Consider the following 14,906-nt stretch of genomic DNA (forward strand, 5'->3'; position numbering starts at 1 on the left):
CGCCGCGTCAGACGCAGCGGTGGTCGCGGAACGGCTTCATCACCTCACGCGCAAACCGTCGCATCGTCCGAGCCGCCTCGTCCGGCAGACCGAGGAAGACCGACGACCATCCTGTGACGCCGGCGTCGGCCGCCGCCCGCACGCGCTCCAGGATCTCACCCGGGGAACCCACCGCCACCAGCCGGCGAACGTCGTCGTCGGTCAGGTCGGCCGTGTCCAGCGTGCCCTGGCGCGCTCGGTCGGCGACGTCCTCACCGACCCCCATGAGGTCCAGGACCTCTGACGTCGTGGTGCGGACCAGCATCGCGGCGAAGCGCCGGGCCGACTCCGGGACGGGTTCGCCCGGCTCGAGAAGGATCACCGACTGCCACGCGACGTGGGGCGTCCCCGGGGCGATCCCGGAGCGGGCCCGCACCCAGTCGACGAGTGCGGGCGTGAAGAGTGACTCGGTGATCAGTCCGTCGCTCACCGGCGCGGCCGCGGCCAACGTTCGGGGTCCGCGGCTTCCGACGAAGACCTGACACGGGGTCGGGGCGATCTGCAACGCGACCGGCTCGGTGACGAAGTCCGAGTCGTCGGGCCGCACGGTCTCGCCGAGCATCAGGCGCCGTACGACGTCGACGGCGGTGACCAGCCGTCCGGAGGTCGCGCCGGAGCGGAGGCCCAACGGCCCCAGGACGAGGTTCGTGTTCCCGACCCCGAGACCGAGCACCCAGCTCCGCTCCCGGTCGTCGAGGTGCACGACACTCGCCATGGCTCGGGCGATCTGCACCGGGTGCCTGCTGAAGGGGCTGGTGAGGGCCAGACCGAGATCGAGCCGCGTCCGTGCCGCCAGGTCGGCGAGGAGCAGGAACGGATCGGTCATGAACTCCTGGTCCGGCACCCACATGCGGTCGTAGCCGAGCTCGTCCGCCGCCGCGCCCACGGCGCGGAGGTCGGCGGGGTGTCGCCCCGGCAGCACCGCGAACCCGAACTCGAGCTCGGTCATCCGGTCACCGCCGCCAACAGTCCGTCCCGACCCAGGCCCGCGATCCCGAGTAGGTCGGCCGTCAGCCCGACCTGCCGATAGTCCTTGGCGTTCACCAGGTTCGCCATCGTCACGAGGGCCTCGGTGACCGGGACGTCGACGCCGGCGCAGGCCGCCAGGGCGCTCAGCGCGACCAGGCCGGAGCCGACGTCCTCCTCGACATAGCGGTCGGTGAGGCTCGCAGGCGAGCGGATCTCCAGGTTCGGACCACTCTCGTGCACGGCCAGGTAGGTGTCCTGTGCGGCGGCGACCTCGGCGCTCACCAGCCCGGCGGACTGGAAGAGCTCGACGAACGGCGGAAGTCGCAACCCGAAGGCCTCGGCGACGGCCAGCCTCTCCCGGTCCAGTCCGTCCATGATCCGGGCGACCCCGGGGGTGACCCCCTCGCGGTAGAACCGGAAGTCTCCCGCCGTGTGCTCGATCCAGCCGACGTTCGCGAGCATGCCCGGAGGATGCATGATCGCGTTGAGGTTGGAGAGGGAACTCTCGAGGACCGAGCCGGCAGCCACCACATCGGGGAAGACACGGCGCACCTCGTCGACCACGGTCGTCGTCGCCCGCGCCGGGAGCACCCCCGTCAGCAGGTGCGACATCCGGCGCCACACGGTGACCTCGGCGGGCCCCGTCATCCGGGTCACGAACGGCAGGGTGAACGTCTCCGCGATGACGATCGAGGCGAGTTCCGGGCGGATCCGGCGCACCGCTGCCCGGAAGGCCAACGCCCCGCCGGTGTGCCCGGGAGCGAGCACGACCGTCGCGTCCGGCGCGAGATGGGGGGCGAGCGCCTCGGCATAGCCGACGATCGCGGACGTCGGCACCATCAGCAAGACCATCTCCGATCCGGCCGCGGACGAGAGGTCCGTGGTGTGCGTGATGCCGACGACGGACCGGGCCTCGCCTCCCTCCACCAGGACGAGCGCGCCCGCCGCGGCGAGCGCGTCGACCTTGGACGCCGACCGGCCGACGAGGACCACAGCGGCTCCCCGGTCGGCGAGGCTTGCGGCAGCGGCACAGCCGCCCGCCCCGTTCCCGACGATCGTGACCGTCTGGTCGCTCATCGAGCCACCGCCGTCGTCGGCGCCGAGAGCTCGGCGAGCTTGTCCCGGTCGACGTCGACGCCCCAGCCCGGCCCGTCCGGAACCACGATGTGCCCATCCTCGTAGCGCAGCGACGAAACCAGGACGTCGTCGAGGTACATCCGTCCGGCGACCCGGGTGGGGGGGTCGTCGGACCGGTGCGACAACGGCAGGACACACGCCTCCGAGAGGCTCGTCATCGTCGCGGCGAGATGCAGGTTCGCCAGGTTCCCCACACCCGTCTCCCCCGACCCGTTGACGTTCGTGCCGATGCCGAAAGCACTCGCCACGGCATCGGCCGCCAGCGCGCCGCGCAGCCCGCCCGCCTTGGCCGTGTAGACCGAGGCGAGACCGACCGCGTCCGTCCTGGCGAGGTCCGCCATGTCGTGGGCGTTCCACATCGACTCGTCGGCCATCAGCGGGAACGGCGACCGCGGCCGGAGCATGCGCAGCTGGTGCAGGCCCTCCACCGGCTGCTCCACATACCGGAGGGGCACATCGGCCAACCTGCGGAGTACCCGCTCGGCCTCGACCGCGGTGCGCCACCCCTGGTTGGCGTCGACGGCGAGCTCGACGCGGTCCCCGACGGCCTCGTGCACCGCGCGGACCAGGGAGACCTCGCGGTCGGCGTGCTCCCCCACCTTGATCTTGATCGTGCGGATGCCCTCGTCCGCGACGGCGCGGGCCTCCTCCACGGCTGCCTCCTCGGCCATCAGGCCGAGACTGTGTGCCAGCGGGATGCGGGATCGGACCCTGCCGCCGAGCAGCTCCGAGACGGACACCCCCAGCCGGCGGCCCACCAGGTCGAGCAGCGCCTCCTCGAAGGCCGTGGCCGCGTAGACGTGTCCCCGCACACAGCTCCGCGCGACCCGCAGGATCTCGTTGCGGTCGGAGAACTCGACACCCTTCACCGCGGGCGCGACGAGGTCGCACAGCACGTGCGAGACGGTCTCGAGCGTCTCGCCGAAGTAGCGGCCGTGGTCACCGCCCCAGCTGCCGAGTGCCGTCGCCTCGCCCCATCCGCTGACGCCGTCGTCGGAGGTGAGCTCGACGAGCACGTAATTGCCGATGCTCCCGGTGAGATTGGTCCAGCGGTGGACGCGCCGGGGGGGCAGGCTGACCCGGTGCAGGGTCAGCGATTCGATCTTCATCGTGGTCCTTCGGAAGGTACGGCGCCCGGCGGTTCAGACACTGGCCGCGGCACTTTCGGGCTGCCAGGACAGGGCGCGCTTCTCGAGCTGCGTGATCACGCCGTAGGACAGCACGCCGAGCAGGGAGACGAGCAGGAGCGCGGCGAACATGACGGCGGTGTCGTAGTTGTTGATGGCGCGCAGGATGACGTAGCCCAGCCCGCTCGACGCCCCGATGAACTCACCGACGATCGCGCCCACCGTGGAGAGCGAGATCGCCACCTTCATCGCGGAGAACAGGTAGGGCAGGGCGGCGGGGAGCCGCAGGCGCAGGAAGACGTCCCGTCGGGTGGCGCCCAGGGTGGTCATGTACTGGACGATCTCGGGCTCCACCGCCCGCAGGCCACGCGCGAGGTTGACCACGATCGGGAAGAAGGCCAGCGCCGCCGCCATGACGATCTTGGGCGCGAACCCGAACCCGAACCATACGACGAAGACCGGGGCCAGGGCCGTCTTCGGCACGGACTGGGTGGCGACGATGATCGGCATCACCGCCTCCTCCCCGAACCGGGTGAGGGCGACCGGGATGGCGAGACCGATGCCGATCGCGAGGGCGAGCAGGAATCCGGCCCACGTCTCGAACAGCGTCGTCGGGGTGTTCGCCAGCAGATAGGCGCGATCGCTCCACAACGACCCGGCGATCGCCGACGGCGCCGGTATGAGGTAGAGCGGGACGTCGAGCAGCTGGACGAGCGCCTCCCAGACGACGATCAGTCCTGCCGCGAGCAGCCACGGACGGGCACTCATCGGACTCCTCCCACGTCGATCGCCGCGCGCCGCGGTTGCGGCGACCGCGGGTGCAGAAGGTCCCGCAGCGTCGAGGTCAGCTCGAGGAACCGGGGATCGCGGCGGACCTCCGCGTCGCGGGGTCGCGGCAGGTCGATCTCGACGGTCCTCAGGACCGTGCCCGGCCCCTCCGACATGACCACCACGCGATCGGAGAGCAGCACCGCCTCCTCGACCTGGTGCGTCACGAGGACGATGGTCGTCCGGTCGGTCCCCCAGATCTGCAGCAGCAGCTCCTGCAGGGACTCCCGGGTGATCTCGTCCACCGCGCCGAAGGGCTCGTCCATCAGGAGGATCTCGGGGCGCGTGACGAGTGCGCGCGCCAGTGCGACGCGCTGGCGCATGCCGCCCGACATCTCGTGGGGATGCCTGTCGAGGGCGTGCCCGAGCCCGACCCGCGTGAGGACGTCCACGGCGTGCGCCCGGTGCTCGCCCACCCGCCGCCGGTGGGTGATCTGCAACGGCAGCAGGACGTTGTCCAGAGCGGTGCGCCACGGCAGCAGCAGGGGCTGTTGGAACATGAAGCTCAGCCGCCCGGTCAGGTCGGCCGCCTCAGCCTCCACACCGTCGACGGCGACGGTGCCCTCACTCGGCCGCAACACCTTGGAGATGACCTTGAGCAACGAGCTCTTGCCGCACCCCGACGGGCCGACCACGCTGACCACGCTGTTCGCCATGACCGTCATGTCGACCCGTTCGACGGCCACGGACTCTCGCGCCTTGCCGCGGTAGACCAGCTTGACCCCGTCGAGGGTGATGCGGGGGACGGAGGCGTCGACCGCCGTGGGTTCAGCCATGGTCGCCGGTCCAGTGCTTGGGCCCGAAGAGCCGGTCGGCCAAGGCGGTGCGGTAGGAGCGAGCATGCGCGATGGTGGCCGCCTCGGCCGCCTCGACGTCCCGGGCTTCGATGGCGTCGAGGATGGCCTTGTGCTCTTGGATGGAGGTCCGTCCCTGTTGGGGCATGTCCGGGCCCTTCTGGAAGGAGGGATCGAGGATCGCTGCGTCGTGCAGCGAGAGGAGGAGGTCGATGGCGCGCTGGTTCCGGCTCGCCACCCAGAGCGCGTGGTGGAACCGACGGTCGCAGTCCCGGTAGTCCAGCCAGCTGCAGCCGGCCTCCACGCTCTCCGACGCCCTGGCGAGCTCCTCGCGGACGCGACCGACGTCGGCTTCGGTGAAGTTCGCGACCGCGCGGCGAGCGCACAGGACCTCCATCCACTCGCGGAGGTCGTAGAGGTCTCGGATCTCGTCGATGTCGAGCGTGCGGATGCGCACCCCGCGCTTGGGAAGCCGGTCCAGGAGACCCTCGTGCGCCAGTCTGGACACGGCCTCCCTCACCGGGGTACGCCCGACCCCGATCTCCTCGGTCAGCTTCTGCTCGCTCACCAGGACATCGGGCTGGAAACGTCCGGAGCGAACGAGCTGCCTGAGCGTGCGGTAGGCGTACTGGGCGAGGCCCTCGTCCTTCTCGTCCTCGCCGCCACCTGCGAACGTCACCGTGAGCGTCGCCTCTCGGGCCGTGGGTCTCGGGTCACGCGGGAGCACCATCCGCTCAGCCGTCGATCACGTGGAGGGTACCGCCGTCGAGCCTGCGGGAGAGAACCTCCGCGCCGGCCCCGGTCAGCGTGACGACGTCCTTGACCTGCAGACCGAACCTGCCGGGAATCATGGTGAACGGCTCGATCCCCAGCACCGCCCCCTCGACCAACGGGTCGGTCGAGGTGCCGCTCAGGTATGGAAGCTCGTGCAGGTCCAGGCCCATGCCGTGGCCGAAGAAGCCGATGGCGTACTCGCGGAGCGGGCCGAGCGCGTCGACGTAGGCGCGGTAGACCGCTGCCGGGTCCGCCCCTGGCGCGATCGCCGCCATACCCGCCTCACGGGCCTCGGCCAGCACCGCCCACAGCCGCGCGGCCTCTGCGGTCGGTGCGCCGACGACCGCGGTGCGAGCCACTCCCGCCCGGTACCCGCCGCGGCCGCCGAAGATCTCCAGCCGGACGATGTCCCCGGCGCCGATGGCCCGCTCGGAGGGGCCGACGTTGGGGTACTGGCTGCGTTCCCCGGTCGCCACGATGAGGCAGGCGTGTTCCTGAATTCCCTGGGCGTGCAGGTTGCCCAGCATGCGACCGGCGAGGTCGAACTCGGTATCTCCGACGCGCGCGTCTCGGATGGTGTCCGCGAGCGCGTTGTCGCTGGCCTCGACCAGCTCGACGACCTGATCGCGCTCCTGCGGCGTCTTCGCGAGCCGAGCCCGGGTGACCAGGTGCTCGCAGGCATCCCACTCCACGGTGGGCAGCAGGGACCGGAGCCGCTCCGCGGCTCCCACCGGCACGAAGGTCGTCTCCCATCCGATGCGCAAGGGCCCGCGGCCGAGCTGTTCGGTGACCATCCGGGCCAGCGTGCTCATCGCGTCGCCGCCGAACTCCTTCCACACGTAGAGCGGGAGGTCCGGCAGGGCGGCCGCGACGGTGGTCGCCTCCATGTCGACCGCGAGCACCGCCTGCACACCCTCGGGCGTCACGAGCACAGCGGCGTGCCGCCACGGGAGGAGCGTGTGGGACGGCACCCGCAGTCCGGTGGTGTGGGTGAACGCCTGGGGACTCAGCAGCACGGCGGCGTCGAGGCCTGCGTCGACGAGTAGACCGGACAGCGCGATCTCGCTGCTCGCGGGGGTGGTGGCTGTGCTCACGCGAGGTACTTCCCGTCGTAGACGCCGCCGTCGAGCGTCACCGCGGAGCCGAGCAGGCCCTGGTCGGCGTAGAGCTTCTCCAGCGCCGCCCACCGCGACGCGTCGAACCGGCCGAAGCCGGGGACCGGCCCCATGCCCTCGAGGAACAGCGGCAGCACCTTGGCGGCGAACTCCGGGTTCACCTCGGGACGCGCCTCGCCCAACATCCGAAGGGCCTCGGCCTGGTTCTCGGCCACCCAGGTCCAGCCCCGGTCGACGGCGCGGACGAATGCGCCGACCGCTTCCGGGTTGTCCGCGGCGAAGTCCTTGTTCACCACGACCGCGGCGCTGGGAGTGTCGGGCATCCCTGCGTCGGTGAAGTTCAGGTATCCGACGTTCTTGCCCTGGAGCTGGAGCTGCGGGAACTGGTTGTTGCTGAAGGCGATCACCGCGTCGACGTCACCGGACATCAGGGCGGGGACGATCTGGGCCCCGACCGAGACCTCGGTGATCCGGCCGCGGTCCAGGCCGGTGAGCTGACCGAGCGCCTCGTACTCCTTGAACGTGGTGCTCTGCGGCGCCACGCCGAGCTTGTGCCCGTAGAGGTCGGCGGGGGTGGACACGGTGAACTTGTCGGCGTCGTAGACGATCGCGGTCGGTGAGCTCTGCAGGACCGTGTAGACGGCCTGGACGTCGAGCCCCTTCGACGACGCCGCGAGCACTTCGCCGGCGGCCATCACGCCGAACTGGGCCTGGCCGGTCCCGACCACGGTCCCGGTGACGGCCGAGCCCTCGCCCTCGGTGATGGTCGTGGTCAGCCCCTCCTCGGCGAAGTAGCCGAGCCTGTCGGCGGCGAGGTAGCCGAGGTGCTGGGCGCCCCAGGTCCAGTCCAGCCGCAGGTCGACCGCGAGCGGAGTGGCGGGATCGGGGCTTGTGGCAGTGGCACCGGAGGAACACCCGGCGAGGGCGATGAGAGCGGCCAGCGAGGCGGCGGCCAGCGAGACGATACGTGATCGCACGAGATCTCCAGTCAGGGATGGACGAGCGGTGGGGTCAGGCCGAGACGACGCGAACCGGGAGGCTGGACCAGCCCAGGAGCGCGTTGTTGAGCTTCGGGACGGGGTCCCCGTCGAGTTCGATCCGCGCAGCGCGGCGCGCGAGCGCACCGAGGATCAGCTCGGCCTCCAGCCGTGCGATCGGTTGCCCGACGCACTGGTGGATGCCCATGCCGAAGGCGAGATGTCCGCCGGAGGAGCGGTCGAGCTCGAAGCGGTGGGCCGTCGGCCCCCACCGCCGCGGATCACGGTTCGCGGCGCCGTAGGACAGCAGCACCTTGGCATCCGCCGGAATCACCGAACCGTCGATCTCCACGTCGGTCACCGTCGTCCGGCAGAAGGTCTGTACCGGAGCCTCCCACCGCAGCGCCTCGTCGAACGCGAAGCGCACACGGCCCGGCTCGGCATGGACCGCCGCCCACGCCTCCGGATGCACCGCCAGGGCGTGCATCGTGTTGCCCAGGGCATGGACGGTGGTGTCGATCCCAGCGGACAGGAACGACCGGACCAGCAGCGGGGCATCCTGCACGGGGATGTCGCCACGATCGGCCGCCGACCACACCGCGGCGCCGAACCCGGCCGGGTCGAGGGCATCGCGTGCGCAGCTGTCGTCGATCCAGGCCATCGTCGGCGGAGCGGCCGCGAGAGCAGCCTCGAGCAGGTGGTTCCGTGGCCCGACCGCGTTGAAAGCGATCGAGCCGTAGGCGAGCAGGTGCTCGTGGCCACCGGGGCGGATGCCGACCGCCTGCGGGAATACCGTCAGCGGGAACGCCTCGGCCAGGTCGGTGACCGCGTCGAACCGGCCCCGTTCGACGAGCTCGTCCGCGAGCTTCTCCGCGGGCCCCGTGAACGCCGTACGCAGTGCCCGGACGGTCCGCGGGTTCACGATCGAGCCCATGGCGGCCCGATAGGTCGAGTGCTTCGGCGGGTCGGTCTCCAGGAGCAGGCTCGGCGTCCGCCAGGGCTTCTCCTGCGCGAAATCGTCGAGCCCGACGCCCCGTCCGGACACGAACGCGTCGTGGTCTCGCAACGCGTTGCGCACCTGCTCGTACCGGCCGATCGCATAGGCATCGTGGGCGGACAACCGGGCGACCGGCCCGGCCTCGCGGAGCTGCTCGTGGAATCCATAGGGGTCGACGAGGACCTCGTCGCTGAACGGGTCGATGTCGAGCGTCGGAGGAGAGGTCGTGATCGTCATGGTCACCTTGGTTGGTCAGAGGTCGAGGACGAGGTCGCCACTGCCCGAGGCACGCGACACACAGATCATCATGGTCTTGTTCTCGGCACGTTCAGCGTCGTCGAGGATCGAGTCCCGATGGTCGACACGGCCATCGAGGACGGAGGTCTCGCAGGTCCCGCACGTACCCTCGTTGCACGAGGACAGGACCGGCACGCCGGCGTCGCGGAGGACGTCGAGGACCGACCTGTCCGCAGGCACGTCCGCCGTGAGCCCGGTGTGGGCCAACCGAACCCGGAAGGGGCGGTCATGTGCCCGCTCGACCGGCGTGACCGGGGTGAAGCGCTCGGTGTGCAGCGAACCGGCCCGCATCCGCCTCGCGCTCACCGCCGTGACGGCGTCGAGCAGCAGCGCGGGTCCGCAGCAGTAGATCGAGGTGTCCGGGGCGAGACGGGCCAGTTCTCGATCGAGGTCGAGCAGGCCGTGCTCGTCCTGAGGACGCAGCCGGACACGGGCGCAGTAGCGGGTGGCCAGTTCATCGGCGAAGACCATCGACCTGGCTGTCCGGCCCCCGTACAGCAACGTCCAGTCGGCCCCGCGGGCCTGCGCCGCTGCGATCATCGGCACCAGCGGCGTGATGCCGATGCCACCGGCGATGAAGAGATAGCTCGCGGACGACCGCAACGGGAAGTTGTTGCGGGGACCACGCACGACAACCCCGGTCCCGACGTGCAGCGAATCGTGGACGAGCCGCGAACCGCCGCGACCCGACTCCTCACGCAGGACCGCGATCCGCCACACAGACCCCACTCCGGTGTCTCCGCACAGGGAGTACTGCCGAACGATCTCGGGCGAGAGAACCAGGTCGATGTGAGCACCGGCCTCCCAGGCCGGCAAGGGCGCCTGCCCCGTCCGCCGTCGCAGGTCGAGCACCACGACGTCTCCATGGTGCCGGCGCGCCGCCACCACCATGTCGAGTCCGCCGGGCTCCATGGGCATCCCCTCTCGCATCCAACTTGGATATAAGCTGAGTATCACGGCCCCTCGCGACGGAAGGCAAGGCTCGTTCCATGGCGCCTGTGTAAGCATCGTGTTTCCGAGCGTCAGCGAGGCTCGCGATGAGTTCTGCCGGGGCTGGCGGTCCACCCCGTGAGACCGATTCGTCCGAGCTCGGGAGGAACCGTGACCCAGCAGACCTCACACCGGCGGATCGCGTCATGACCTGGACCCCGTCGCGCGCCGGTCACCTGCCGATCAACGGTCTGAGCCTCTAGCACGAGGTGTACGGCGAGCTCGACGCATCGGGAGCGCCGCCGTTGCTGCTCATCCTCGGGGCGTTCATGGCCGCCGGCTCGATGACGTCGTGGGTGTCCGCCTTCGCCGCCCGGCGCACCGTGATCATCTACGACCAGCAGGGGCACGGCCGCACTCCGGACACGTCGCGGGCGATGTCGTACGAACAGTTCGGCGATGACGCCGCGGCGTTGCTGCAGGCGTTGCGGGTCGAGCGCGCGGACGTGATGGGCTACTCCCAGGGCGGCGGCGTCGCGCTGCAGCTCGCGCTCCGCCACCCGAGCCGCGTCGCCAAGCTGGTCTCGATGTCCGCGACCTACGACAGGGACGGCGGGTACCCCTCGGTCCTGGAGGGTCTCGCCGCGGCGGCCGCGGGGCTGCTCAGCAGGCTCCGGCCGCGCGCCTGGTGATCCTGCCCGCGATGTCACCACCCGGCTCACCCCGACCGGCGGTACCTGCTTACAGCGCGCACGTGACACACTTCGGCACTCACGAGTCGTAACTCCCGAGGAGGAGCATGACCGCCCGTCGCACGAGGATCGTCTGCACCATCGGCCCGGCCACCGCGACGCCGGAACGGATCAGGGAACTCGTCGACGCGGGGATGGACGTCGCGCGGCTGAACTTCAGCCACGGCTCCCGCGAGGACCACGAGCGCGTACACGACATGGTGCGCACCGCCGCCCGCGAGACGGGCCGGGTCGTCGGCATCCTCGCCGACCTGCAGGGCCCGAAGATCCGCCTCGGCACGTTCGCCGACGGCCCCACCGAGTGGCGCACCGGCGAGGAGGTGCGGATCACCGTCGACGACTGTGCCGGCACCCACGACCGCGTCTCCACCACCTACAAGGGCCTCGCGCGGGACGCCCGCGCCGGCGACCGCCTGCTCGTCGACGACGGCAAGGTCGGCCTGCGCGTGGCCGCGGTGGTGGGCGACGACGTCGTCTGCCGGGTCACCGAAGGCGGCCCCGTCTCGAACAACAAGGGCCTGTCGCTGCCCGGCATGGACGTCTCCGTGCCCGCGATGAGCGAGAAGGACGTCGCGGACCTCGAGTTCGCGCTGCGGCTGCCGGTGGACATGGTCGCGCTGAGCTTCGTGCGCAGCCCGGCGGACATCGACGGCGTGCACCGGATCATGGACAAGGTCGGGGTGCGGCTGCCCGTCGTCGCCAAGCTGGAGAAGCCGGAGGCGGTCGACGACCTCGAGGCGATCGTACTGACCTTCGACGCGGTCATGGTCGCCCGCGGCGACCTCGGCGTCGAGCTGCCGCTCGAGGACGTCCCGCTCGTGCAGAAGCGGGCGATCCAGATCGCCCGGGAGAACGCCAAGCCGGTGATCGTCGCGACCCAGATGCTGGATTCGATGATCACCACGTCCCGACCGACCCGGGCCGAGGCCAGCGACGTCGCCAACGCGGTGCTCGACGGGGCCGACGCGCTGATGCTCTCCGGCGAGACCGGGGTGGGCCGCTACCCCGTCGGTTCCGTGCGCACGATGGCGACGATCATCGAGGCGACCGAGGGCGGCCCGACCGGGGTCCCGGCGCTGTGCCACGTCCCCCGCACGCACTCCGGGGTGATCGCCTCGGCGGCGCGGGACATCGGCGAGCGGCTCTCGGCCCGGGCCCTGGTGGCGTTCTCCCAGTCCGGCGACACCGTCCGGCGGCTGGCCCGGCTCCACTCCCGGCTCCCGCTGCTCGCGTTCACCCCGGACCCGGAGGTCCTCTCCCAGCTGACCCTGAGCTGGGGGGTGCGCGGGTTCGTGACCGAGCCGGTCGCGAGCACGGACGACATCATCCGGGAGATCGACCGGGCCGTGCTCGCGCTCCCCGGCTACCTGCCCGGCGACCTGGTCGTGCTCGTCGCCGGGTCCCCGCCCGGCACGGTCGGCTCCACCAACCTCGTCCGCGTGCACCGGCTCGGCGAGGACGACCACCGCTAGTCGGCCGCCGCGGCATCCCGCATCCTGGCGGGATGACCACCCTCCCCGTCCTCGACATGGCCCGGCCGGACATCGGGGACGCACTGCTGGCCGCGACGCACGACATCGGGTTCTTCCACCTCGTCGGGCACGGCATCCCCGACGAGGTGACGGCGGCGGCGTTCGCCGAGGCGGAGCGGTTCTTCGCGCTCCCCCAGGCGGACAAGGACGCCGTCGCGATGCTGCGCAGCCCACACTTCCGCGGTTACACCCGCACCGGCGGCGAGCTGACGCGGGGGCGCGTCGACTGGCGGGAGCAGATCGACCTCGCGGCCGAGCGCGCCACCTCGGACGATCCGGCCCCGTACATGCGCCTGGAGGGGCCGAACCTCTGGCCCGCCGCACTGCCGTCGCTGCGCACGGTGTTCACCGACTGGCAGGAGCGGTGCTCGGCTGTCGCGCGGCGCCTGATGCGCTCCTGGGCGGTCGCCCTGGGCAGCTCGCCGGCGGTGTTCGACGACCTGTTCGGCGACCGTCCGTCCACCTTGATCAAGCTCGTGCGCTACCCGGGGCGGGAGGAGCGCGGCCAGGGCGTGGGGGCACACAAGGACCCGGGCGTGCTGACGCTGCTGATGATCGAGCCGGGCAAGGGCGGGCTGCAGGTCGAGCACGCGGACGGCTGGATCGACGTCCCCCCGGTGCCCGGGGCGTTCGTGGTCAACATCGGCGAGCTCATGGAGTTCGCCACGGACGGCTACCTGAAGGCGACCAACCACCGCGTCGTGTCGCCGCCGCTCGGGGAGGTCCGGCTGTCCATCCCGTTCTTCTTCAACCCCGCGCTGGACTCCACGGTGCCGCGCATCGCCTTGCCGCCCGCCCTCGCCGCCGAGGCCCGCGGGGTCAGCCGGGACCCCGACAACGTCATCTCCGGGACGTTCGGCGAGAACATGCTCAAGGCCCGGCTGCGCGCCCATCCGGACGTGGCGGCGGCACACCACCCCGACCTGTGAGCCCTGTCTGCGGATGCGGGCAAGTGGAGGACTCGCGGACACCACCACGCGAGTCCCTCATCGGTGAGCTGAAGGCGTTCCGCACCCGGTTCAGCGCCGTTCCGCAGGGCTCACGAACACCGTTTCCACGCAGTGAAGACCTGTTGACCAGACGTTGACGTCGACCCCGCTTGCTCGGGTGCCCACAGCGGCGATGCTGGGTCTCCCCACCCCTGGAGGTCCTCCCCGGTGGACGTTCTCGTTCTCACCAGCGCGCACGACGGCCGTGTCGTCCTCCCCGGACTGGACCTGCTGCCGCACAGGGTCTCGACCCGCAGGCCGACGGTCGCGGAGTACCTGGCGTCGGACCCCTGTGACGCCGTCCTGGTCGACGGGCGCACCCATCCCAGCGCCGCCCGCGAGCTCAGCAGGCGGCTGGTGGCGACCACACGCGGCTTCCCGGTGATCGGCGTGATCGACGAGACCGCGGCCCCGCACGTCGACGGGGACTGGGCGATCGTCCAGCTCGTGCTCAGCGGGGCGGGGCCTGCCGAGATCGACGCGCGGCTGCGGCTGGCGCAGCGCCACCGCTCCGCCGAGCCGGAGCAGCGTCCGTCGGTGCTCGGCGTCGGTCCGTTCACGATCGACGCGCAGACGTACACGATCTCACTCGACGGCCGCCCGCTGCCCTTGACCCACCACCAGTTCGAGCTGCTCAAGGCTCTGCTGGTGCACGCGGGCCGCCCGCTCTCGCGCGCCGACCTGATCGCGGAGTGCGCAGGCTGGACGGACGACACCAGCCCCCGGGCCGTCGACTGCCACGTGCGCGCGGTACGGGCGAAGCTCGGCCCGCACCGGGATGCGATCCGCACCGTCCGCGGCCATGGCTACCTGATCCCGTGGTCCCCGCCCGTGCGCCCGCCCACTCCCTGATCGGGTCCGGCCGTGTGGCGGTGTGTGCCGTTCGCCCCGATCGGGGTCGCTTGTCCCGGTGCCGCCTTACCCCGTATGGTCCAGTGCGATCCGCGATCGACGCGACACGATGAGTGAGCGTCGCCCGCGTCTCGGGCCCGATGTCGTGCCGGCTCCCCGCCGCATCGCGGCCTACCCACGGAGGTCCTCCGTGCACTCCCACCCGCAGCACCCGCTCCGCGCGCTCCCGCGCGGACGCGGGATGCGGACGGTGGCGGTCACGGTGGCGGCCCTGGGCACGGCCGTCGCAGGCCACGTGCTCGGCGGCGCGGGCATGCCGGCCCCGGGCGGGATCGCGCTGGCCGCCCTCGCGCTCGCCGCGCCGGGCTGGTGGCTCGCCAGGGACGAGCGCGGCTGGGAGCGGTTGACGGCCGCCCAGCTCACCTTCCAGCTCACGGCACACCTCCTCTTCCTGGCGACCTCGTCGGCTCAGCCGACGGTCCACGGCCACGCGGACGGCGCGGACCACGGCCTCGTCCTGATCGCCCACCTGGTCTCCGCCGCGGTCGCCGGGGCCTGGCTGCGCCGCGGGGAGCAGCGGGCGCGGGCGCTCTCCGACCGCGCCCTGCGGATCCTGTTCGCACTGGTCGACGCCCTGCTGACGGGCACCCGGCCGCGGCTCGCCCCGACTCCCGTGCGACCCCGCCGCGTACTCCGCGCCGGCCGCGGGACCCTCCTGCGCCACGCGATCGTCCACCGGGGCCCACCGCTCGCCGCCTGAGCGCCGTCGTGCGGGCGCACCGCCTCGCCCGCACGTC

The 14,906-nt window shown here is 71.6% G+C and carries 15 protein-coding genes; 5 read left to right on the forward strand and 10 right to left on the reverse strand.

The genetic code is table 11. From position 1 onward, the window contains the following. Positions 1 to 7 precede the first annotated feature (7 nt). Genes ABD993_RS01135 through ABD993_RS01180 form a run of 10 tightly spaced genes read right to left on the reverse strand, consistent with a single transcriptional unit; the run spans position 8 to position 10,011 of the window. Entirely contained in the window at positions 8 to 988 is a 981-nt protein-coding gene (locus tag ABD993_RS01135; RefSeq protein ID WP_345411787.1) for an LLM class flavin-dependent oxidoreductase, read from the reverse strand. Further along, positions 985 to 2,085: an NAD/NADP octopine/nopaline dehydrogenase family protein gene (locus ABD993_RS01140; protein WP_345411789.1), complete on the reverse strand. Its 1,101-nt coding sequence runs from the start codon at positions 2,083 to 2,085 to the stop codon at positions 985 to 987. Before ABD993_RS01140 ends, ABD993_RS01135 begins: the two co-directional genes overlap by 4 nt. Beyond that, entirely contained in the window at positions 2,082 to 3,254 is a 1,173-nt protein-coding gene (locus ABD993_RS01145) for a mandelate racemase/muconate lactonizing enzyme family protein (RefSeq protein WP_345411791.1), read from the reverse strand. Before ABD993_RS01145 ends, ABD993_RS01140 begins: the two co-directional genes overlap by 4 nt. A gap of 33 nt (positions 3,255 to 3,287) precedes the next feature. Continuing rightward, a complete protein-coding gene (locus tag ABD993_RS01150) occupies positions 3,288 to 4,040 on the reverse strand; it encodes an ABC transporter permease (protein WP_345411793.1) in 753 nt (250 codons plus the stop codon). Beyond that, entirely contained in the window at positions 4,037 to 4,876 is an 840-nt protein-coding gene (locus tag ABD993_RS01155) for an ABC transporter ATP-binding protein (protein WP_345411795.1), read from the reverse strand. Before ABD993_RS01155 ends, ABD993_RS01150 begins: the two co-directional genes overlap by 4 nt. Then, a complete protein-coding gene (locus tag ABD993_RS01160) occupies positions 4,869 to 5,573 on the reverse strand; it encodes a GntR family transcriptional regulator (protein ID WP_345411796.1) in 705 nt (234 codons plus the stop codon). The genes ABD993_RS01155 and ABD993_RS01160 overlap by 8 nt, the downstream gene beginning before the upstream one ends. A 55-nt stretch (positions 5,574 to 5,628) precedes the next feature. Then, entirely contained in the window at positions 5,629 to 6,762 is a 1,134-nt protein-coding gene (locus ABD993_RS01165; protein WP_345411798.1) for a M24 family metallopeptidase, read from the reverse strand. Beyond that, positions 6,759 to 7,760 (reverse strand): ABC transporter substrate-binding protein, encoded by a 1,002-nt coding sequence (locus tag ABD993_RS01170; protein WP_345411800.1) that lies wholly within the window; start codon positions 7,758 to 7,760, stop codon positions 6,759 to 6,761. Before ABD993_RS01170 ends, ABD993_RS01165 begins: the two co-directional genes overlap by 4 nt. Before the next feature lie 34 nt (positions 7,761 to 7,794). Continuing rightward, positions 7,795 to 8,994, reverse strand: coding sequence for a cytochrome P450 (locus ABD993_RS01175; protein ID WP_345411801.1), 1,200 nt, complete (start codon positions 8,992 to 8,994; stop codon positions 7,795 to 7,797). 15 nt (positions 8,995 to 9,009) lie between these two features. Next, positions 9,010 to 10,011 (reverse strand): PDR/VanB family oxidoreductase, encoded by a 1,002-nt coding sequence (locus ABD993_RS01180; RefSeq protein WP_345411802.1) that lies wholly within the window; start codon positions 10,009 to 10,011, stop codon positions 9,010 to 9,012. Between the two features lie 242 nt (positions 10,012 to 10,253). On the opposite strand from ABD993_RS01180, the gene ABD993_RS01185 reads away from it, so the two are divergent. The 5 genes from ABD993_RS01185 (at position 10,254) to ABD993_RS01205 (ending at position 14,869) form a co-directional block, all read left to right on the forward strand. Next, positions 10,254 to 10,676: an alpha/beta fold hydrolase gene (locus ABD993_RS01185; protein WP_345411803.1), complete on the forward strand. Its 423-nt coding sequence runs from the start codon at positions 10,254 to 10,256 to the stop codon at positions 10,674 to 10,676. Between the two features lie 107 nt (positions 10,677 to 10,783). After that, positions 10,784 to 12,208 carry a pyruvate kinase gene (pyk, locus tag ABD993_RS01190; RefSeq protein WP_345411805.1) on the forward strand — a complete coding sequence of 475 codons (1,425 nt, stop codon included), beginning with the start codon at positions 10,784 to 10,786 and terminating at the stop codon, positions 12,206 to 12,208. A gap of 32 nt (positions 12,209 to 12,240) precedes the next feature. Then, complete coding sequence (locus ABD993_RS01195) at positions 12,241 to 13,197, forward strand: isopenicillin N synthase family dioxygenase (protein WP_345411807.1); 957 nt, start codon at positions 12,241 to 12,243, stop codon at positions 13,195 to 13,197. A gap of 228 nt (positions 13,198 to 13,425) precedes the next feature. Continuing rightward, complete coding sequence (locus ABD993_RS01200) at positions 13,426 to 14,109, forward strand: winged helix-turn-helix domain-containing protein (RefSeq protein WP_345411808.1); 684 nt, start codon at positions 13,426 to 13,428, stop codon at positions 14,107 to 14,109. 190 nt (positions 14,110 to 14,299) lie between these two features. Further along, positions 14,300 to 14,869, forward strand: coding sequence for a hypothetical protein (locus ABD993_RS01205; protein WP_345411809.1), 570 nt, complete (start codon positions 14,300 to 14,302; stop codon positions 14,867 to 14,869). The last annotated feature ends 37 nt before the right edge of the window (positions 14,870 to 14,906 follow it).

The sequence above is a fragment of the Pseudonocardia xishanensis genome (assembly GCF_039541715.1).
Lineage (GTDB): Bacteria > Actinomycetota > Actinomycetes > Mycobacteriales > Pseudonocardiaceae > Pseudonocardia > Pseudonocardia xishanensis.